Annotated in this window: 14 protein-coding genes; 6 read left to right on the forward strand and 8 right to left on the reverse strand. The window is 48.8% G+C overall.

Translation table 11 applies throughout. The annotated features are described in order from the left end of the window. Nucleotides 1-270: 270 nt before the first annotated feature. Together ACR6Z4_RS04160 and ACR6Z4_RS04165 are read right to left on the reverse strand one after the other, a co-directional pair. A complete protein-coding gene (locus tag ACR6Z4_RS04160; RefSeq protein ID WP_479715964.1) occupies nt 271-1,218 on the reverse strand; it encodes an ABC transporter ATP-binding protein in 948 nt (315 codons plus the stop codon). 314 nt (nt 1,219-1,532) lie between these two features. Further along, the gene (locus ACR6Z4_RS04165; protein WP_479715965.1) at nt 1,533-3,752 is read right to left on the reverse strand and encodes a caspase family protein; all 2,220 of its coding nucleotides are present in this window, start codon (nt 3,750-3,752) and stop codon (nt 1,533-1,535) included. A 562-nt stretch (nt 3,753-4,314) separates the two neighbouring features. On the opposite strand from ACR6Z4_RS04165, the gene ACR6Z4_RS04170 reads away from it, so the two are divergent. Beyond that, nucleotides 4,315-5,040, forward strand: a complete 726-nt coding sequence (locus ACR6Z4_RS04170; protein ID WP_479715966.1) for a hypothetical protein — start codon at nt 4,315-4,317, stop codon at nt 5,038-5,040. A 238-nt stretch (nt 5,041-5,278) separates the two neighbouring features. On the opposite strand, the gene tkt is transcribed toward ACR6Z4_RS04170, so the two are convergent. The 4 genes from tkt to mrdA all read right to left on the reverse strand — a co-directional run bounded on the left by tkt (nt 5,279) and on the right by mrdA (nt 11,292). Further along, on the reverse strand, nt 5,279-7,291 hold the full coding sequence (gene tkt, locus ACR6Z4_RS04175) for a transketolase (RefSeq protein WP_479715967.1): 2,013 nt from the start codon (nt 7,289-7,291) through the stop codon (nt 5,279-5,281). Nucleotides 7,292-7,577: 286 nt separating this feature from the next. Further along, the gene (gene fabF, locus ACR6Z4_RS04180; protein WP_479715968.1) at nt 7,578-8,837 is read right to left on the reverse strand and encodes a beta-ketoacyl-ACP synthase II; all 1,260 of its coding nucleotides are present in this window, start codon (nt 8,835-8,837) and stop codon (nt 7,578-7,580) included. Nucleotides 8,838-8,932: 95 nt separating this feature from the next. Further along, a complete protein-coding gene (acpP, locus tag ACR6Z4_RS04185) occupies nt 8,933-9,178 on the reverse strand; it encodes an acyl carrier protein (RefSeq protein WP_479715969.1) in 246 nt (81 codons plus the stop codon). Nucleotides 9,179-9,489: 311 nt separating this feature from the next. Then, a complete protein-coding gene (gene mrdA, locus ACR6Z4_RS04190) occupies nt 9,490-11,292 on the reverse strand; it encodes a penicillin-binding protein 2 (protein ID WP_479715970.1) in 1,803 nt (600 codons plus the stop codon). A 1,117-nt stretch (nt 11,293-12,409) separates the two neighbouring features. Between mrdA and ACR6Z4_RS04195 the strand changes: the two genes are divergently transcribed. Both ACR6Z4_RS04195 and ACR6Z4_RS04200 read left to right on the forward strand, forming a co-directional pair. Continuing rightward, nucleotides 12,410-12,544 carry a hypothetical protein gene (locus ACR6Z4_RS04195; protein ID WP_479715971.1) on the forward strand — a complete coding sequence of 45 codons (135 nt, stop codon included), beginning with the start codon at nt 12,410-12,412 and terminating at the stop codon, nt 12,542-12,544. Between the two features lie 501 nt (nt 12,545-13,045). Continuing rightward, nucleotides 13,046-13,918 carry an S-methyl-5'-thioadenosine phosphorylase gene (locus tag ACR6Z4_RS04200; RefSeq protein WP_479715972.1) on the forward strand — a complete coding sequence of 291 codons (873 nt, stop codon included), beginning with the start codon at nt 13,046-13,048 and terminating at the stop codon, nt 13,916-13,918. Nucleotides 13,919-14,111: 193 nt separating this feature from the next. On the opposite strand, the gene ACR6Z4_RS04205 is transcribed toward ACR6Z4_RS04200, so the two are convergent. Together ACR6Z4_RS04205 and petL are read right to left on the reverse strand one after the other, a co-directional pair. Continuing rightward, a complete protein-coding gene (locus ACR6Z4_RS04205; RefSeq protein ID WP_479715973.1) occupies nt 14,112-14,828 on the reverse strand; it encodes an FHA domain-containing protein in 717 nt (238 codons plus the stop codon). Between the two features lie 734 nt (nt 14,829-15,562). Further along, nucleotides 15,563-15,700 carry a cytochrome b6-f complex subunit PetL gene (gene petL, locus ACR6Z4_RS04210; protein ID WP_479715974.1) on the reverse strand — a complete coding sequence of 46 codons (138 nt, stop codon included), beginning with the start codon at nt 15,698-15,700 and terminating at the stop codon, nt 15,563-15,565. A gap of 249 nt (nt 15,701-15,949) precedes the next feature. Here petL and aroB point away from each other — a divergent pair, with 249 nt between their 5' ends. The 3 genes from aroB to gcvP all read left to right on the forward strand — a co-directional run bounded on the left by aroB (nt 15,950) and on the right by gcvP (nt 20,800). Continuing rightward, entirely contained in the window at nt 15,950-17,059 is a 1,110-nt protein-coding gene (gene aroB / locus ACR6Z4_RS04215; protein WP_479715975.1) for a 3-dehydroquinate synthase, read from the forward strand. Nucleotides 17,060-17,256: 197 nt separating this feature from the next. After that, nucleotides 17,257-17,646 (forward strand): glycine cleavage system protein GcvH, encoded by a 390-nt coding sequence (gene gcvH, locus ACR6Z4_RS04220; RefSeq protein WP_479715976.1) that lies wholly within the window; start codon nt 17,257-17,259, stop codon nt 17,644-17,646. Nucleotides 17,647-17,791: 145 nt separating this feature from the next. Continuing rightward, entirely contained in the window at nt 17,792-20,800 is a 3,009-nt protein-coding gene (gcvP, locus tag ACR6Z4_RS04225; protein ID WP_479715977.1) for an aminomethyl-transferring glycine dehydrogenase, read from the forward strand. Nucleotides 20,801-20,883 lie beyond the last annotated feature (83 nt).

The raw sequence follows: 20,883 nt of genomic DNA on the forward strand, positions 1-20,883 counted from the left end.
TGAAGGAGGTAGAGAGATGGAGGGTGTGGGAAGAGGGGGAAGCTTTAAGTTTTAATCATCAGGCTGAGATTTTGACTTAACGTTAGGAAGTACGTGCCTTTGGTGCGCACTTCCTAACCGTATACTTCCTAAGCAATTGGCTCGTGATGATGTTTATGGATCTAGCTGCTAATCTACAGTCCCCAATTGTGTTGAAATTTTGAGGGTTCAGATGACATTTATTCAAGAATATTCATCAATAAAAATATAAACCTTCCCTAATCCTCGGGTTTAGGATGCTTGTTGGTGTCCTAATTTAAGGAAAATATTTTCCAGACTTTCTTGCACAGGATGGAAGCTATGGATGGTAAAACCATCAAAGATAAGAGACTTCAATAAATCGGCGCTGTCTTCGGGGGTACCCGAAAATTGGATTTGAATGTTGCCATCGGGTAGAGGTTCGCAGTGATGGATCATGGGGCATTGATCGAGTCTTTGTAGTAGTGCAGCGCGATCGCCTAAGGTTGAAATCAAAATATGGTGCTGGCTGAGTTTTTGGTAAAGCTCGGCTAAGGGGGCGCTTTCTACAAGAAAGCCCAATTCCATAATGCCGATAGAAGTACATAGCTCTGCCAGGTCACTCAACACATGGGATGAAATCAAAATCGTAATCCCAGCCGCCTGAAGCATTTTGATGATGTCTCGAAACTGGACTCGGGCGATCGGATCAAGACCCGACACAGGTTCATCGAGCAACAATACAATCGGTTGATGAATAATGGTGCGAGCTAATCCCAGCCGTTGTTTCATGCCGCGCGAAAGAGAACTGATGACACTATTGCGCTTACTGGTGAGCTGTGCCAACTCCAGCACTTCGTAGAGGCGTCGAGTCCGGTGAGGATCACGCAATCGATAGAGTCGGGCAAAGTAATCTAAATAATCCCAAACGGTCAGCTCATCGTAAACAGGGAAATCATCCGGCAGGTAGCCAATCCACTGTTTTAAATGGGCGTTTTTGTGATCGCACAGGAGCCGCTCGCCATTAATAAAAATCTGTCCGATCGTCGGTTCTTCGGCGGTGGCAAGCATGCGAATCAGGGTGGTTTTACCGGCACCATTGGGACCGATCAAGCCGTAGACGTCTCCGCATCCAATTTCTAGATCAACGTCATTGACAGCAACGTAACGGTCAAACTGTTTGGTCAATCCACGCGTGGCGATCGCCAGTTCCTTTCCCATATTCTGAACTCTACAAAAAATGCAACAAACAACCCAGCATAGGCAACTTGTTTGCCAACCTAACTTGCCAGGGAAGGGAGCGTCATCGGTATCGCAAAACAGCTTAATCCTAAGCGTGGATGGTGGCGCGGGCAAAGCCCGCGCCACCATCCACGATCCGATGATGAGTGTTACCCAGGGTATAGGGCTATGCGCTCGCAACCAGGGCAGTATTAAGGATCGTGAATTAAATAAGATCGACTATGGAATCGTTCGAAGGGGCGAACGGCCGTTCGCCCGTACAACACATCATCACAGTTATTTAATTCCTATTCCTAAGGATCGTTTTGCTGAACTTGCCAGTTCGCGATCGCCGCTTGTGCCAGAGGATAGGATGGCGTATTTTGCGGCACTAACTGAGCCGTTTGAATCGCCGCCGTAAGATTGCCTTCGGTTGCCATTGCCTGCGCCTGATCGAGCAATCGCTGACTCCATTGAGCGATCGTCTGTTGAGCAGTTGGGTACGCCGCTGTGTTGGGGGGGACCATCTGCACAATTTGCAGCGCCAGATCTAAGCGTCCTTCATTCAGCCGTGACTGCGCAGCGCTGAGAATGTATTGGCTCCAACGATTAATCGACTCTTGGGCTTCGGTGTAGATCGCACCTCGGTCAGATGGCACCAACTTGGCTGCTGCGATCGCCGAATTGTAATTACGAGCAGCAACCTCACTAGACCCCTGATTGGGCTGGCTAGCTCGACCTCGCGCCAGTTGAAAAATGACCTCGCTCCAGTTGCTAATATCTCGCTGGGCATCTTCATAGTAAGGATGTCCGGGTCTCAACCGACGGGCAATCTGGATGGCAATGTTAAAGTCTGATGCCTGGTTGGTATTTGCCATGGCACGGATGCGACTGACGGCAGCTCTAGCTTCCAATAGCGATCCTTGAGCCGCTTGTTGCAGCAAATTGGCATAGTCTCCCGTTCGCTGATTAGCAGGCACCTGATCTAATATTTGCAGGGCAACGCCATAGTTCCGGGCTGTTAAGGCAGTACGCACAGACCCAAATGCTCCACTCGTTTGACTGGCTGGCTGACCGGAAGGCTGACTGGAAGGTGCGATCGCAGGAGTTTGCCCAGGGTTCAGGGGAACTGGACTCGTCGTTGGAGCAGGGGTCGTTGGCAGCAGAGATATACCCGGATCAGACGGAGATGGCATCCCTGCTGGGGGGATTGGAGTGGTTGTTGGCGCTAGATTGGCAGGTGGTGATTGTCCGGGCGCTCCTGGAGGCAGATCATCTAGCGAATTAAAGTAAATCGGGTCGCTGGCGGTCGAGGCAGATGGCTCCGACACACCGGATGAATTAGCACCCGATTCAGGATTTGTCGAAGGCTTGCCCATAATGGCAGACCAGTTGTTAATCAGTACCCCTGCCAGCAAAACAGCCGCCAATAAGCCACCCCAAAGCAACAGTCGCCGCCAAAATAGTTCATCCGATATTTCATCGGCTGTTGCACTCGGATTGGGGGTCGCAGACTCATTAGGCTGAGCAGATTCCGTCGCTAAGGTGCTGGGTTGCAGATGACGGGTAGCCGAGTCATGCAACGGTACATGTGCGCCATTGTTTAACTTGTCATACGACAATGCCGGAAAGCTCCAATAGGGAGTCTGATCAGCGGGCTGAACCCCTTCCGGCAGACCGTCTTCCGTAAACGCTGGAAATGGATTCGGGTCTAAGGTCGGAAATGGATTAGCGTAATCTTCAGGTCGTTCTCGACCCCGAAGCGCTGTCGCACCAACGGGCAAAGCGATCGCCTTGCCTGGAACCAATAACTGATATTTCATCGAAAATGGGATAATTCCCATCGGGTCTTGTCGGGGTCGCCAGTGGTGCTCACTCAACTCGGGCAACCGACTACTGAGATACTGCATCAAATGTTCTAGCGTGACGCAACTCTCATATCGCAATCCTTCTAGCAGTGCCGCTGTAAACAACCCATTCCGTAAACTCAGGGTCTCATGGGAAAACTGGGTTGGTGCGCAAGATAATACAGTTGCAATCTCATAGTGGCTTGCCAGTTGCAGCACCTGGTTGCCCACCACTTGATGAACCAAGGCACCCTGGCTGCGGTTAATGTCGAGCAAAAATAAAATATTTTCGGTTGCCGCAGTACTAAATATTTCAAATAAAGATTCAACAGCAATGCCCGTGGCAGCAACCTGGCTCAGATCACCATCCACCGGCATGAGATAGTCCTGCCCTTCAAATTGCGCTCCATACCCACCAAAAAAACACCAAAGAAAATCTCCGGGTTGCAATTGCTGGCAAACGTGTTGAATGGTGTCACGAATATTGGCTTGCGTGGGCTGAATCACCCCCTGTTGAATTGCCGGAGAAATATCGGTCAGCAACCGGCAATGGTCAGGGGCAAATCGGCTTTCTTCGACCCAACAGCTAAGTAACGTCTGGGCATCCCGCTGTGCATACATTAACGGTTGCAAATTGCGGTCTTGATACTGATTGATACCAATCGCGATCGCCCAATAATTCGTCATACCAATGCCCCAAGATATTACTTAACCAGGGTGTCCAAAATGTTATCTAAAAATCAGGCTTAAGGGGTAAAAGACTAGATCCTCCGTAGCCATCAAAGATCGGATGAGGACGGACGTTTAGAACCTTGTGGTTTCCAAATCCCCTGTCCTGACTGACTTAACGAGTGCTATGGCAGTCTAGCCATTTTGCTGGATGAAGGCTGGGTGATTATCAAAGTAACCCCCTTGCCTGAAGATGTAGCCCCATTTTTCGATAGCGCACAACTGAGTATTTTCAACAATAGAATACCCCGACCATTCATCGTAATCACTGCGTGTTTCTATGAAACTTTTTATTTAGACTATGCAGAGAAATGGCTCTACACAATAGTAGCTCTAAATATTTGTGAAATTGCTTATCTATACAAGGGTAGTTAGCGCTATTAATGACACTCAGATACTAAGGATCACAGATTAATTAACCTGTAATTCTTTTTGAGCGCGCGGCGGCTCTGCCGCCGTGCGCTCAAAAAGAATCGGGTTTTATCAAATCCACGATCCTAAGAAGATTTACCAAAATTGAATGTTGTCAGCCCAAATTAATAGTAGTGGTGCGGTCATGCTTAAGCTGAGGCAAGTTCGGACGATGGGATATCAATACTGGCTGCCCTTTCTAACAGGGTGCAAGCTTTCTGGTGTGTTGGGGTTAGCAAGTAGCCTTTGGCTCATGACCGGGGCGATCGCTCCACAAATAGCTCAGGCTGAACCCACTCGATTTATTGTTTCTTTGACGCAACAACCCGGTGAAAGCTATCAAACGCTCATCCAACGCGCTCAAGGCGTGGCACGAGATACCGCTCAACGCAATTTTGATAGCAACGCTCAAGTCAACGATGTCATGATTACAGTCATGGGAGAAACTCGCGGACAGATCGTACCCTTACTGACCCTTTCTACCAATCGCGAGTTGTGGCGCGGTATTCCTGTACCCAGGGGGTCAATTGTCTATTATCAGACGGCTAGAGGATTGTTACAACTCAACCCCAGCAGCACCACTGGAACGGTTCCATCCAGCCCCACCCCCGGCAGTACCGCCGCTGGAACTCCTGCCACGTCAGAACCCGGAGACGTAACTCAAGCCCCCAATGGAGCAACCCAAACTCCGCCTACGCCTAACACGAACAACACGAACTCACCCACATCTACCGACTCTGGTACGGTAGATGTGCCCGAACGCCCTCCTGTAATTATCAATATTCCGGCAACGCCTTCTGGACAGATTGGGCTACCTCGCTCGACTGTGCAGTAAAGGGTTTCAGGTCATCTATAGCGCTTCGCGCCTGGATAGGTTATTGATGGAGAGCCGCGCTCCGCGCGGCTCTCCATCACTTCATGCAGTGAGAATTGCCAGCATCTGGGTCGAGGGCTGCGTCCCTACAGGTGGACTCTCTACGAAAAAAGAGCCTCCTGATGATCAGGAGGCTCTTTTAGTTGGATTCAAGGTTTAGATACAGACAGAAACCTGTTTTCTACCGCTCGACCAGAATTTAGCCTAGCAACGCTTTTGCTTTTGCCACAACATTCTCGATGGTGTAACCAAACTTCTCCATGCAAACGCCGCCGGGGGCAGATGCACCAAAGCTATCGATCGAGATGGTGTCGCCTGCGTCACCCGTGTATTTGCACCAGCCCATGCTAATCCCTGCTTCAACCGCAAGGCGCTTGGTGACCGCTTTGGGCAACACGCTTTCTTTGTAGGCTGCATCTTGGGCTTCAAACAAGTCCCAAGATGGCATCGAGACCACGCGGACTTTAACGCCTTCGCTGCTGAGTTGCTTCGCCGCATCCACACAAAGGCTAACTTCCGAACCCGTGCCAATCAGGATCAGGTCGGGTGTGCCGTCGCAGTCGATTACCGGATAAGCCCCTTTGGCAACGCCTTCGATCGAGCTACCTGCCAGGTTAGGCAGATTTTGACGAGAGAAAGCCATCAGGGTTGCACGATTGTTTTGAGCATTCTCAATCGCCACCTTGTAGCAACCTGATGTTTCAGTGCCATCAGCGGGACGCAAGACGGTCAATTGAGGAATAGCCCGTAACGATGCGATCGTTTCGACCGGCTGGTGCGTCGGTCCATCTTCTCCCAACGCAACGGAGTCGTGAGTCATCACCCACATAACACCGACGCGAGACAGGGCAGACAGACGAATCGCATTCCGCATGTAGTCTGTGAAGATCAGGAAGGTAGCACCGTAGGGAATTAAACCAGAGTTGTGCAGGGCAATGCCATTACAAATCGCTCCCATGCCGTGCTCACGCACCCCAAAGTGAACATTACGATTTTCGTATTGTCCTTTTTGGAAGCTGCCACTGTTTTTCAGTTCTGTGTAATTGGAGTGGGTCAGGTCGGCAGAACCCCCAATGACTTCAGGTAAAACTTTTGCAAGCGCATTGAGACAAATTTCAGAATGCTTACGAGTTGCCAGAGCTTTATCTTCGGGCGTGTAGATCGGTAGGGCTTTTTCCCAGCCTTCGGGAAGTTTGCCCGTGATCAGGCGCTCGAACTCAGCGGCATCTTCGGGATACTTTGTTTTGTACTGCGCCCAAGTTTCATTCCATTCTGCTTCTAAACTTGCACCACGCTCTACAGCTTTCCGCATGTGACTGAGAGCATCTTCGGGAAGAACAAACGGTTCGTAGCTCCATCCCAATTTTTCGCGGGTGAGTTTAACTTCATCTGCTCCTAAAGCCGCACCGTGAACATCTGCGGTATTGGCTTTGTTGGGAGAACCGTAACCAATAGTTGTCGTTACCTTAATCATCGAAGGCTTGTCAGTAACTGCTTTAGCAGCAGCGATCGCCTTTTCAATTGAATCCAGGTCACTGTTGCCATCTTCCACATGCAGCACATGCCAGCCGTAAGCTTCAAAGCGCTTGGAAACATCTTCGGTAAACGCGATGTCGGTAGAACCGTCAATGGAAATATGGTTGTCGTCGTATAGGGCAATCAGTTTACCCAGACCCCAGTGCCCTGCCAGAGAGCAAGCTTCTCCGGAAATCCCTTCCATATTGCAGCCATCGCCCAAAATCACATAGGTGTAGTGATCTACCAGGGTGATATCTGGCTTATTAAATTTGGCAGCCATGTGCGCTTCTGCTACTGCCAAACCGACGGCATTCGCGATCCCTTGTCCCAGAGGTCCAGTGGTGACTTCGACGCCGGGGGTTTCAAAGTTTTCAGGATGCCCTGGAGTTTTTGATCCCCACTGGCGGAACTGTTTGATGTCATCAATCGTGACACTGTCATAGCCCGTCAGGTACATCAGTGCGTACTGCAACATACAGCCATGACCTGCGGACAACACAAAGCGATCGCGGTTAAACCAATTGGTATTTTTGGGATTAAACCGCATAAACTTGTCCCACAGGACAAATGCCATCGGAGCAGCACCCATTGGCAGCCCAGGGTGACCCGATTTAGCTTTTTCTACGGCATCGACTGCCAAAAAGCGAATCGAATTAATACAGAGTTCTTCGAGGGATTGGGTTACGACAGCCATGATATTCCTACTCAACGACGGTGTGACAAATAAGCAAAGTAGCCAAAGACCAAGCAGATCTGCATAGCCCTGGGGCTGTAAATCAATCATCCCATCAGGGGAGTTGACGAGCAAGATTTCTCCTAGCCTGTCGGGGAAGATGCAAAATGGTAGGTAAGTATACTTACTCCTTATAACTTATAGTCTATAAGTTAAGTTGCCAAAGATCTATGCTCTCTGGCGATCGCTAATACAAAAAATGCTCCATCTCATCCTACGGCTCAGATGCAAGCAACGGATGACAATGCTATCCTCGATATTTCTTAAAGGCTAAGGTAACATTATGCCCCCCAAAGCCAAACGAGTTGGATAGAACGACGTCTACGTCTTGGGCACGACTTTGATTGGGAACATAATCGAGATCACAATCTGGGTCGGGGTTTTCGAGATTAATCGTCGGCGGGATGCGATCGTTGGCGACTGCCATGGCAGCCGCAACCGCTTCAATTCCACCTGAACCGCCAAGCAAATGCCCGGTCATAGACTTTGTCGAACTAATCGCTACCTTGTAGGCATGATCTCCCAACGCCTTTTTGATGGCAGCCGTTTCCGTGGGATCGTTGGCAGGCGTACTGGTTCCATGAGCGTTGACATAACTCACTTGCTCAGGAACTAGCCCAGCATCTTTGAGCGCTAGTTGAATTGCTCTTGCGGCTCCCTCGCCTCCGGGCACAGGCGCAGTCATATGATAGGCATCACAGGTCATGCCATAGCCAACAATCTCGGTATAGATTTTGGCTCCCCGGCTGAGAGCATGCTCAAGCTCTTCCAGAATCAAAATGCCAGTTCCTTCTCCCATAACAAACCCGTCGCGATCGCGATCAAACGGACGGCAAGCATGGGTTGGGTCGTCATTACGAGTCGATAAGGCTCTAGCAGACGCAAATCCGGCAACCGAAAGCGGTGTAATGGCAGCTTCTGTGCCACCACAAATCATCGCTTGGGCATAACCCCGTTGCACCAATCGAAACGCATCCCCAATGGCATTAGAACCAGCCGCGCAGGCTGTCACCGCACAGGAATTTGGACCCTTTGCACCCGTATGAATGGCGGTTAACCCTGCTGCCATGTTGACAATCATCATCGGCACCATGAACGGGCTACACCGATCCGGTCCTTTAGTGAGGTAAATCTCTTGTTGTTCTTCCATCACTTTCAGTCCGCCGATGCCAGAGCCGATGATGACACCCACCTGTTCTGCATTTAAATCATTAATGACAAACCCAGCATCAGCCAGAGCTTGTTTACTCGCGGAAACTGCAAATTGGGCAAAGCGATCCATCCGCTTCGCATCTTTTCGATCGAGATAGTCATGTGGGTCATACCCTTTGACCTCTCCGGCAATCTTGCAAGTATGGCGAGATGCGTCAAACAGCGTAATCGGAGTAATACCATTACGCCCACTGGTTAACCCCTCCCAATACTCTTCTAAAGTATTGCCAATGGGGGTAATAGCACCCATACCCGTGACGACAACTCGCTTGTATCCAGAATCAGGACTTGTCATGATAACAGCTTCAGGACTCAAACACTTGACAGGCTAAAAAATGAACGCAGGGGTTTGGGAGCAACAGTTCAACTCCCTAACCCATTGAACTAGCTCTAAGCAGCAACCTTGGAGTTAATGTAATCTACAGCAGATTGAACGGTGGCGATGTTCTCTGCGGCTTCGTCAGGAATTTCAATATCAAATTCTTCTTCTAGAGCCATAACCAACTCCACCGTATCCAGGGAGTCAGCTCCCAAATCGTTTGCAAAGCTAGCTTCTGGCTTTACATCGCTGGTTTCGACACCCAGCTGCTCAGAGACGATCTTCTGAACTTTTTGAAAAATTTCGTCTTGACTCATAAATTAACCCTTCCTAATTCCTAACTTTTAAGAATGCAGCAGCTTCCAGATACACGATATGACCGTTTGTAGACCTATAGAAATATAGAGTTCCAGGATTAGAGAACTCCATTAATGATCTATCAGGGCTTTAGGCATTCCTCCATATTATCCGAAAGAGGGACAGGGTTGATGGATGTGCAAATCGTGAGAAATGCTGAGTCGGCTTTATTGAAAAAATAAGTTAGGGCGCGGTAGTACCGCGCCCTAACTTATTTTTTTACGGTGTTGTGAGAGAGCCGCGCGGAGCACGGCTCTTTCACAACACCTTATTATTTGGCTTGAGTCTGAGCTTGGCGACTGAAATAGACTTTATAAATTTCTTGAGCAATGGGTAGGGCAGCAACACCGCCATATCCTGCATTTTCGACAACCACGGCGATCGCCAATTGTGGATTGTCCACGGGTCCATAGCCAACAAAGAGAGCATGGGGCTGAGGTCTGGGGTTTTCCGCTGTGCCCGTTTTGCCTGCGGTTAAAGGAATCGAACCGTCATTCAATCGCCGTGCCGTGCCCTCTTGCACTGCTGCAATTAACCCTTCCCGAATCGCATTAATAGTGCCTTGAGAGATCCCCGTCGGTTCGGGTTTAGTTTCAGGGGTACCTGTTTGAGAAGCGAGTAGATGGGGATGAACCCGTAACCCACCATTGGCGATCGTCGAAACCATCACTGCCAATTCTAACGGGGTTGCCTGTACTAACCCTTGCCCAATCGACGTACTGACGCTATCACCTGCGTACCAGGGTTCGCCATAAAGCTCTTCTTTTTCGGCAGGGGTGGGAATCGATCCATGCATTCCACCTTCCAAGCCAACATTATCAGTTGTTCCAATGCCTAGAATACGTCCCCACTTTGAAATTTCTTCGGGACCAATTGCCAACCCTAACCGATAAAAGAATGTATTACTGCTGACAGCCAGGGCTGTGCGAAACCCGATGGTGCCATAACCATGACTGCCATGTTCCCAAAATTGAATACCGCCAACGCTGATCGAGGCTGAGGTGCCCAAACGTGAGTCTGGAGTAAATTTGCCCGACTGCATTGCAGCGGTTGAGGTGACAATTTTAAAGGTGCTACCTGGTGGATATCCTTGTAAAGCCCGATTGAGAAAGGGTTGATCGCCTTCTTGTAATTTCTGCCAATCTTCCTGGCTGACCCGATGGGTAAACAGCCCCGGATCAAAGGTAGGAGAACTGGCTAGTACCAACACTTCGCCAGTCTTAGGATTGAGGACAACAACAGCTCCCCGTCGATTGTTTAAAGCCTGTTCTGCCACCTTTTGCAACTCTAGATCTAAGGTGAGTTTCACGGATGTACCAGGTTGAGACGGATCCGAGTCCAACATCCGTAACTCTTGTCCTGCCGCATTGACTTCAATCCGGCGACTTCCCCAAACCCCTTCTAATTCTGCATTTGCCAAGCGTTCGACCCCAGTTTTGCCGACAATCATGCCGCTGGGATAGTCTGGGCGGGCTGCCATCTCTTCTTCACTGGCTTCCCCGATATACCCCAACAAGTGAGCAGCTAACCGACCCTGGGGATAATAGCGACTGGATCCGGCAAAAATTTCTACGCCTGGAAACAGGGATGCATTTTCTGCTAAAGAAACAAAAACCTCAGGACTGATCTGCTGAGCAAGCCGGATTGGCATGGAAGAGTTGTAATTAACTTGCTCCAACCGAGCAATAATTTCTTCGGGCGGTACCCCAATAATGGCACCCAACCGAGGAGCCGTGACGTGCCATTGGTCGGGCGATTGTTGTCGGGGCCACAGATAAACGGAACGAGACAGTTGATTAGCTGCTAAGAGCTTGCCGTAGCGATCGCTAATATTGCCTCGATCAGAAGGCATGGGGATCAAGCGAACGCGATTTTGTTCTGCGAGTAAGCGATTTTGCTCTCCCTGGACAACTTGTAGGTATGCCAAACGGTATGTGCACAACCCCATAAACGTGGTGACGAGCAGCATAAAAAGGATGGCTCGCCCTAATAAGGTTTGTTTGTTTGCAAGGTTTTGCACCAAGGAGTTATTTGCCGCACGACTCCTGGGAGCGAAGGAAACTCTAGTGGTCATCTTCACCGTTCTCGACCTATAAGTGTTGTCATTGATGCGTTCAGTTAATTGCGCCCAGCGACTTCGCTAACCCAGGGTATTGTCTGGATAAGTTATCTTAGCGATCGCATTCCTTTTCAATATTCGTTAAATCTGACTTTCAAATCCGGAGAATTTAATCAAGAATTTCCGAGGCGACATCCAATTCACTGTAACAAGTTTAAAGATTTCGTAAAGAATTAGAAGAAATTAAAGATACCAAACGTGACACTCATGGTGCTGGCAAATTGCAGCAGAGATTCATATCAAAATTCCAGATTTGTGGCAAGATATCCGGTAAGTTTTAAGGTTTCTTATTCTATTTGTTTCGATCGAATTTACTGGGTTGACGATAATAACGACTCGGCTAATTACCCCCTCACAAACATCTACACATTTTGGACGATTACAACTCCTGATAACATTCACAACTCCATTTTCGGACGCATAGCAAGACCACACCTCTGTGAACAAATTATCGACTTTGTCAAACTCACGATCTGTAGAGGATCGGTTGACCATTTTGCAAATTCTGCCGGGTTGAAACTTTAGAGCTTTTTTGTCAAGAAAACTCTAAAACGTCTGCTAGAGAGTTGATTTTTCTCATGCCTTAGACAAGGAAAATTAACTCTTCTAATCACTCTTACAATAGAGTTCAATGCAACGGATATCTATTAATTAATCTAATCTCATCTATTTCAAATTGAAATCAAACAGCCGGTCAAATGTCTATTTTCTTTTAACAGGATGAAAGAACTTAGGGTCATCCCATAGACCTCATCATCCTTTCACTTCAGTTAGATATAAATTGGATGGCGATCGCTCTGACCATCATGGGTTAGAAGCTTTTACCAATAACATTCATCGTTGTCCATTTTCTAACATAAGTCAGACGAAACTGGCAAACCCTTATGCCAGTTTTTGTGCGAGAGTCTTCTTTAAAAAAGCAGATTCCTCAAACGGGAAATCTCTGAATCACTCTTTATTTTTTTAGCATCTTATAACAATGTCCAATAGGTTTTGGGAGGCGCACCCTTCTGGGGTGCGCCTCCCAAAACCGCTGATTTTAAATCATAGTTAGGCGTGAAAAGGATCAGTTGTGACATCGCTCGCCCTTCGGGCGAGCGATGTCACAACTGATTTAGGATCGCTATCGATTTGTGTTGAGTTAATGCCAGTGTTGTGGCAGTTTTGCTCTCTTAATAGTGTGTTGGCGATCGCCTCTCAAGAATAAATATTTGTGAGGATGCGACCCTGTAGATAATTCTTTTTCTCTCAAAAATGTAACTATAGATACAGCGACAAAAAATACAGCACTACACTCTCTACGCTCTAGATCTATGGTCTCAAAATTGGGTAAGGCATACTCCCACCCTAAAGCGCCTTAACCCCCATCTTGCTATTTTCTCCGCAGAGGCAAAAACTATGACACCCGATCTTGTTGACGGACTTACTATTTCGTTGATTGTCTGGGTTGCAAGCATTATTTTATGCCCAATTTTATGTTGGGTTCTACCCGATCGGTCGATTAAACCCGGACATAGCTGAGAGACACGAAATCACATAAAATCGTTGGATGGGTTGCAGCCTATACCCACCGTTGAAATTGACGCAACGGGCGATCGCCAGATGGCACTATATATAAGGATCATATAAGGATCATGAATTAAGATCCCCCCAAACCGGGGGCGGGTAATTCATGGGCAATCCTTAAGCTTGAAAGAAGAGAAACATAATGACGCAAGCAACGATTGGAATCATTGGTGGCAGCGGACTCTACAAAATGGAAGCGCTAAAAGATGTAGAGGAAGTGACCATTGATACACCGTTTGGTTCACCTTCAGACGCCATCATCTTGGGCACATTAGAAGGAACTCGTGTGGCATTTCTGGCACGTCATGGGCGCAACCACCATTTGCTTCCGTCGGAGTTGCCCTTTCGTGCCAATATCTATGCCATGAAAACGTTAGGGGTAGACTATCTGATCTCTGCCTCTGCCGTAGGGTCGCTCAAGCAAGAAGCTAAACCGTTGGATATGGTCGTACCTGACCAATTTATCGATCGCACTAAAAATCGGATTTCTACGTTCTTTGGGGATGGCATCGTCGCTCACATTGCCTTTGGCGATCCCATTTGCCCTCAATTAGCGGGTGTTTTAAGCGAGGCGATCGCCAGTCTTAATCTTCCCGATGTCACGCTTCATTCCAGCGGCACCTATGTGTGTATGGAGGGACCTGCCTTCTCTACCAAAGCTGAGTCTCACCTGTATCGCAGTTGGGGAGCCACCGTCATTGGCATGACCAATCTACCGGAAGCCAAGCTTGCCAGAGAAGCCGAAATTGCCTATGCCACCTTAGCGTTGGTGACAGATTATGACTGTTGGCACTCTGACCATGACAGCGTCACAGTAGAAATGGTCATTGGCAATTTAATGAAAAATGCGGTCAATGCCCAAAAAGTCATTCAAGAAACTGTTCGGCGACTGAGTCAAAACCCGCCCGTGTCTGAGGCTCACTCGGCACTGAAATATGCGATTTTGACACCCTTAGATAAGGTTCCTGCCGCAACCAAAGAGAAACTACAGCTATTGCTTCACAAATATCTGTAGCCTTTTATCTGTAGCCTTTGGCGATCGCTATCCCCGTAGCACTCTTCAGTAAGATAGGCACTGCCCACCTCTCTCACAATAACGACCCCTAAGGGTTTGTAGACAGTGCCCACCCTGCTATCTGTCCTGAACTCTGTCACGCCACAACAAACCGGAGGCTTAATGCAACAGCCCCGCCCTAAGCCCGCACACTTTAGTTGGAAGCCTGAATTTCTACAGACTTGAGAAATTGCATCGTGTCTTCCAAAACACTGCCATTGGCGATTCTGCTGTCTTTCAAGTTGCAGACATGCCCCGTCGAGCTATGCATTTTATGAGGCAGAGCAAAGTTAGGGGGGACTGCCATGCCATCCATCTGTTCCAGAAGTTCATCTGAAACAGAGGCTAACCTCTCCACCCCATGACCGATAAAAAACGAGAAGGTAATGCTGCCCAAGCGAATCTTATCGCCATCTTTGAGTACGATAGAATGCCGGATCAATTCGCCATTGACATACGATCCATTACTGCTACCCAGATCGATTAATTGAAACTGACCTTTGGCATAGCGGATAGCCGCATGACAACGCGACAACCGCCGATCGGGAATAGACAATGCCACTTTGCGCGAATCGCGACCAATCGTCCAGATCTGCTGGTGCTGCGAAAAGGCTCTCGTTTGGCCGCTCGTTAAGTTCGTAACCAGATAAATCTGATCTCCGACCACCATCCCCTGAATATAAGGAATCATCACACCTGAAGGCGATCGATTTCCTGAATTCTCCAGGTTGAGGATTTCATCCAACAAGCCTCGATTTTGTTCATATAATCTCAGGAAAACCTGATATAAACTCAATCGTTGTCGGATCTCTACCTCTTCCCCAATGGTGTCAAGGGAATCAGATTCGACCAGAGAATTTGCTTCTAACATAGTCGGTACTTCCAGTGGGCTGAGTCTTCGGATAATTGACTGAAATGATGAGTTGGGTCGTTGAGATCTAAAATTGCGATCGCAAGTCTGGTATGTTACAAACTTTCTAGATTCTAGTGTTGCAAACACTAAATTTTGCACTATGGGGTGGGGGGACTACTGCCCCACGCAGGGGTAGACCCCCTGTACCCTGTTGTAAAACTTTTGATTGAGTCTACTAGTAGCGATTTTAGAGCTAGAACTTTTCCATTGCTGCGTACCAAATTAATTTGCCCAATCGCAAGCGAAGATTAAACTGAGGTCGCAGCGCCCACAGTTTTTCTCTGCCTGAGTCTATTTGTTGATATATCCGCGGATATAGTGTAGTGCCCTCACCCTAAGGGTAGACGTTGCACGCGATCGCCAGTATCCGCACGATTACGGTAAATCTCTGCATGGAAAGCATTGACAACAAGCCATTGGCTCACAGTCTCCTCAATTCTTCTGACACAATTGAAATCTTACGCAATCAGAATTATGAGAAGTTAATCTTTTTTGACAATTTGTTGCCATTGCATTAATGCAGCGCTTCCCACCTGGCTCGATTACGGCGGTTATTTGAGAGCCGCGCTCCGCGCGGCTCTCAAATAACTTATACTTCCCACAATTAAACAATGCTATAAAACAAAATCCCAGCGTTTTTGGTGCAGCTGAGCTGCACCAAAAACGCTGGGATTTTATCCATCTGTTGACCGTTAAATTAATTTAGCAGCACGCAGGGTATAGAAAAGCCCGATGGCTGCACCAAAAGCTGTGCCTAACAGTAAGACGTAGGATACTACTCCACCCATTGACTCATCTCCCTTCAAAAGTTGCGACAAAAATGATTTCATCAGGCAAGCTATTTAAACATAAACCCCGGTCAGGTTAAGCCGTCGGAATTTTCCCATCGAAAAAACACAGGCATCCCACCCGATTGGGTGTCGTTGATTTTGTAAAGACGAACCCTTACCAAAATCAATGATTTACGTCAGTCTTGCTCTAGAGTTTATTCAACCATATATAGCGATCCGATTTGTCGTCGAATATTCTGGAGTATAGATATAGCCCAGATGGGCGATGCACCTTTGACTAGGGGGATTATGGAATCTGTTATCGTTGTTGATTTACCGCAGCAGGGTTACGAAATCCCAATTGTGTCTGGAGGATTGGACGCACTGGGAACATGGATGAAAGGAAGCGATCGCTTTCCCCTGAAGCTGGGTCAAAAAGTCTTATTAGTCTCCAATCCCGGCATTGCCAAACATTATGCAAAAAGGGCGATCGCCTCGTTAGAAACAGCTGGCTTTCAAGTTATCGAATGCACCCTTCCGGCTGGAGAACGCTACAAAACCCTCAACTCTATCCAAAAAATTTATGACATTGCCTTAGAGCATCGCCTGGAACGCTCATCTACGATTGTGGCGTTGGGGGGTGGCGTAATCGGCGATATGTCTGGGTTTGCCGCTGCCACCTGGCTCCGGGGTATTAACTTTGTCCAAGTTCCCACGTCACTGTTAGCCATGGTCGATGCCTCTATCGGCGGCAAGACCGGGGTCAATCATCCCCATGGCAAAAATCTCATTGGCGCATTTCATCAACCCCGACTCGTTCTCATCGATCCTGATGTGTTAGCGACCTTACCCGCTCGCGAATTTCGGGCAGGTATGGCAGAAGTGATCAAATATGGCGTGATTTGGGATGCCGAATTATTCGAACGCCTGGAGCAAGCGAAGCGACTGGATCAACAACGCTACGTCGATGCTGAGTTGTTGCAGGTGATCTTGACCCATTCGTGTCGGGCAAAGGCGCATGTTGTTAGTAAGGACGAAAAAGAAGCAGGATTACGCGCCATTCTGAACTATGGGCATACGATCGGACATGCGGTTGAAAGTTTAACAGGCTATCGTGTCGTGAATCACGGCGAAGCAGTGGCGATCGGTATGGTATTGGCAGGGCAGATTGCTGTAGAGCTGGGGCTATGGGATCAGGGGTCGGCAGATCGGCAGCGGGTTTTGCTAGAAAAAACAGGACTCCCCACCCAACTCCCTCCCGGTTTGGATATTGAAGCTATTTTAGACAGCTTACAAACCGATAAAAAAGTCAAAGACGGACGGGTTCGGTTTGTTTTGCCTACCCAAATTGGTGCGGTTGTCGTAACCGATCAAGCCTCGGCGACGGTGATTCGTAAGGTGTTGAGCCAGGGAGTATAGCCGGACGCCATGCAGTTAAGACGGGCAATGGGTTGAAGCCATACACAGAGCGTATGGCTCCAACCCATTGCCATCCTGGTTCTGAGTTCATAACGCCGTACATCTGTATAGAGTATGTCGGTGGGATATTATTTGATTGCATCAATTAGGCGTACGCTAGCGTAAGGTATTGATTCAGCCACGTTGTGAGGATAGTTATGGCTTTTGAATATCCCGATGATCTGAAATATATGGATTCTCACGAATATGCCCGGTTGGATGGTGAGATTGCCACCGTTGGGATCACGGCTTTTGCAATTGATCAGTTGGGCGATATTGTCTTTCTAGAATTGCCCGATGTCGGAGAATTGGTAGAACGTGGCGAAACGTTTGGCACAGTAGAATCGGTCAAAGCCGTTGAAGATCTAAAGTCCCCCATTACCGGAACTGTCGTAGAACGGAATGATCCCCTGTTAGATGCACCAGAACAGTTAGCCGACGATCCTTATGGAGAAGCCTGGTTATTGAAAGTGCGGATCGATGACCCGACAGAATTGGATGATGCCATGGCGGCAGATGAGTATCGGGCACTGGTCGAAGGGGAATAAGTCGGTTCATCCAGAGATCGATCAGGCATGGAGTAAGTTCCACGGTTGTCTGTCTCAACTGAACTAACGCTTTATTGCAGATTGTTGCAGAATGGTAAGAAGTTAACGATTTTCGTTCTTTTATCCCTATCTGCACGAACCCTCTATGTCATCTGAGTTGTCTGCCCATCCCCAAGCTCTATCTGATCTGCACGTGCCCAAACGGGTCACTTCCAATGGCACCCATGGCAAACCCACTGAGCCTGCGAGCCTGTCTAATGGACCTATCAGCTCTCTAGAACCTGTTGATGGGGAGGGTTCTCCAGACGGTTTTGCAGATAGTTTTGCAGATAGGCATATTGGACCCGATCGGAATGATATTCAGCACATGCTGGAGGTGATGGGGATCGCGACGTTAGAGGAGCTGATTGATGGAGCCGTTCCGGCAGCAATTCGGTTGCAGACGGCGTTGCAGATCGAAGCAGCCCGAAGTGAATATGAAGCATTGCAGGACTTGAAGGCGATCGCTGGTCAAAACCAACTGTTCCGTTCGTTCATTGGTATGGGGTATGCCAACTGCATCACCCCAGCCGTGATCCAGCGGAATGTGTTAGAAAATCCAGGCTGGTACACCCAATACACCCCCTACCAGCCAGAAATTTCTCAGGGTCGATTGGAAGCCCTGCTGAATTTTCAGACCCTAGTGACGGATTTGACCGGCTTGGAAATTGCCAATGCGTCCTTGCTAGATGAGGGCACAGCGGCAGCCGAAGCCATGAGCATGAGCTATGGATTGCACAAGGGTAAGACAACTGCCTTCTGGGTGTCAGACCTGTGCCATCCCCAAACCATTGATGTGGTGCAGACGAGAGCCAAGCCATTAGGCATCGATGTGATTATTGGCGATCACCGCACCTTTGACTTCGATCAACCTGTGTTTGGCGTATTGCTGCAATATCCGGCAAGCGATGGGGCAATTTACGATTATCAAGCGTTTTGCGATCGCGCTCATGCTGCCGGAGCTACCGTCACCGTTGCTGCCGATTTATTAAGCTTGACCCTATTAAAACCCCCCGGCGAATTTGGCGCAGACATTGTCGTTGGCAATACCCAGCGGATGGGTGTGCCGTTGGGATATGGCGGCCCCCATGCTGCCTACTTTGCCACCAAGGAACTCTACAAACGACAGATTCCGGGGCGATTGGTGGGGGTATCTAAAGATGACTCGGGTAAACCGGCTCTGCGACTGGCGTTACAAACCCGTGAGCAACATATCCGACGGGATAAAGCTACCAGCAATATCTGTACTGCGCAGGTGTTGCTGGCGGTGATTGCCAGTATGTATGCGGTCTATCACGGCCCCAAAGGATTGAAGCGCATTGCCGAGAAGATTCATCGTCTCACCTGTCGTTTGGCAGCATCTTTAAGCCAACAGGGCTACCAAGTCGGTGCAGAGCCTTACTTTGATACGATTCGAGTAGAGGTAGGCGATCGCCTACCGACAATTCGGCAACAGGCGATCGCTCAGCAGATTAACCTGCGTTATATCGATGCCCACACGATTGGCATTAGCCTCGACGAAACTACTACTCAGACAGATCTGCAAGACCTGCTCCAGATTTTTGCGATCGAGGGCAATCATAGCGATGCTGCCTTAACCACTTCGCCGACTTCCCTGCCAGCATCCTTAACCCGTACCTCTCCCTATCTCACCCATCCAGTTTTCAACGCCTATCATTCTGAAACGGAATTACTGCGGTATCTGCATCGCTTGCAGTCAAAAGATCTATCGCTGACAACTGCCATGATCCCGTTGGGGTCTTGCACGATGAAGCTCAACGCTACCTCAGAGATGATCCCGATTACCTGGGCAGAGTTTGCTCAGATTCATCCGTTTGCGCCATTGGAGCAAACCCAGGGCTATCAGCTGTTGTTCCGGCAACTGGAACACTGGTTAGCCGAGATTACTGGATTTGCCGCCATTTCGCTGCAACCCAATGCTGGGTCACAGGGTGAATATGCCGGATTGCTAGCCATTCACCACTATCACGCCAGTCGCGGAGATGATCAGCGCACGATCTGCCTGATTCCCGAATCAGCACATGGTACGAATCCTGCCAGCGCAGTGATGGCAGGAATGAAGGTTGTGGCGATCGCCTGTGATGCAGACGGCAATATTGATATTGCGGACTTAAAGGCAAAAGCGGAGACTTATCGAGACACCCTGGCAGCCCTGATGGTGACCTATCCTTCCACCCATGGTGTGTTTGAGGAAGGCATCTTAGAAATCTGTGAGATCATCCATGCCAATGGCGGACAGGTTTACATGGATGGAGCCAATATGAATGCCCAGGTGGGCTTGTGTCGTCCGGCAGATTTTGGCGCAGATGTTTGCCATTTGAACTTGCACAAAACGTTCTGCATCCCCCACGGGGGCGGGGGTCCTGGGATGGGACCCATCGGTGTCGCGGCTCATCTGGTGCCCTTTTTACCGGGTCATGCCGTGGTATCGCTCCAGGACGAAGAGGGCGATCGCATTGGTGCCGTGGCTTCAGCTCCGTGGGGCAGCAGCAGCATTCTGCCGATTTCCTGGATGTATATTGCCCTGATGGGCAGTGCTGGCTTAACTCAGGCAACACGGATCGCAATCTTGAATGCCAACTATATTGCCAAACGCTTAGAACATGCCTATCCGGTACTGTACAAAGGCAAAAACGGCTTAGTTGCCCACGAGTGCATTCTCGATTTGCGGCAATTTAAGAAAACGGCTGGAATTGAGGTGGATGATATCGCCAAACGGTTGATTGACTACGGCTTTCACCCACCCACTGTATCCTGGCCAGTGCCGGGAACCATGATGGTGGAACCAACGGAAAGCGAGTCTAAGCAAGAACTCGATCGCTTCTGCGATGCCATGCTGGCAATTCGGGAAGAAATTCGAGAGATCGAAACAGGCAAGGTCGATCCACAAAATAACCTGCTAAAGAATGCGCCCCATACGGTGGCGAGTCTTTTAACTGAAACCTGGGATCGTCCCTATACCCGCGATCGCGCAGCTTACCCTACCGAATGGACAAGAGACAATAAGTTTTGGGCAACCGTAGGTCGCATTGATGGAGCCTATGGCGATCGCAATTTGGTCTGCACCTGCCTACCGATGGAAGCATATCAGTAACACCAGTGTTGCAAACACTGAATTTTACCTGGGGGTGGGGGCTGTGCCCCCACCCCCAGGTAAAACTTTTAACTGTGACTACA

It is taken from the genome of Calyptranema fuscum S582, assembly GCF_055793305.1.

What these genes read in the sequence shown, in the direction of transcription:
- petL (WP_479715974.1), bottom strand. Translation starts at nt 15,700, where the DNA reads ATGAAATCATTTTTGTCGCAACTTTTGAAGGGAGATGAGTCAATGGGT.
- tkt (WP_479715967.1), bottom strand. Translation starts at nt 7,291, where the DNA reads ATGGCTGTCGTAACCCAATCCCTCGAAGAACTCTGTATTAATTCGATT.
- gcvH (WP_479715976.1), top strand. Translation starts at nt 17,257, where the DNA reads ATGGCTTTTGAATATCCCGATGATCTGAAATATATGGATTCTCACGAA.
- ACR6Z4_RS04165 (WP_479715965.1), bottom strand. Translation starts at nt 3,752, where the DNA reads ATGACGAATTATTGGGCGATCGCGATTGGTATCAATCAGTATCAAGAC.
- ACR6Z4_RS04170 (WP_479715966.1), top strand. Translation starts at nt 4,315, where the DNA reads ATGTTGTCAGCCCAAATTAATAGTAGTGGTGCGGTCATGCTTAAGCTG.
- fabF (WP_479715968.1), bottom strand. Translation starts at nt 8,837, where the DNA reads ATGACAAGTCCTGATTCTGGATACAAGCGAGTTGTCGTCACGGGTATG.
- gcvP (WP_479715977.1), top strand. Translation starts at nt 17,792, where the DNA reads ATGTCATCTGAGTTGTCTGCCCATCCCCAAGCTCTATCTGATCTGCAC.
- ACR6Z4_RS04205 (WP_479715973.1), bottom strand. Translation starts at nt 14,828, where the DNA reads ATGTTAGAAGCAAATTCTCTGGTCGAATCTGATTCCCTTGACACCATT.
- acpP (WP_479715969.1), bottom strand. Translation starts at nt 9,178, where the DNA reads ATGAGTCAAGACGAAATTTTTCAAAAAGTTCAGAAGATCGTCTCTGAG.
- ACR6Z4_RS04160 (WP_479715964.1), bottom strand. Translation starts at nt 1,218, where the DNA reads ATGGGAAAGGAACTGGCGATCGCCACGCGTGGATTGACCAAACAGTTT.
- mrdA (WP_479715970.1), bottom strand. Translation starts at nt 11,292, where the DNA reads ATGACCACTAGAGTTTCCTTCGCTCCCAGGAGTCGTGCGGCAAATAAC.
- aroB (WP_479715975.1), top strand. Translation starts at nt 15,950, where the DNA reads ATGGAATCTGTTATCGTTGTTGATTTACCGCAGCAGGGTTACGAAATC.
- ACR6Z4_RS04200 (WP_479715972.1), top strand. Translation starts at nt 13,046, where the DNA reads ATGACGCAAGCAACGATTGGAATCATTGGTGGCAGCGGACTCTACAAA.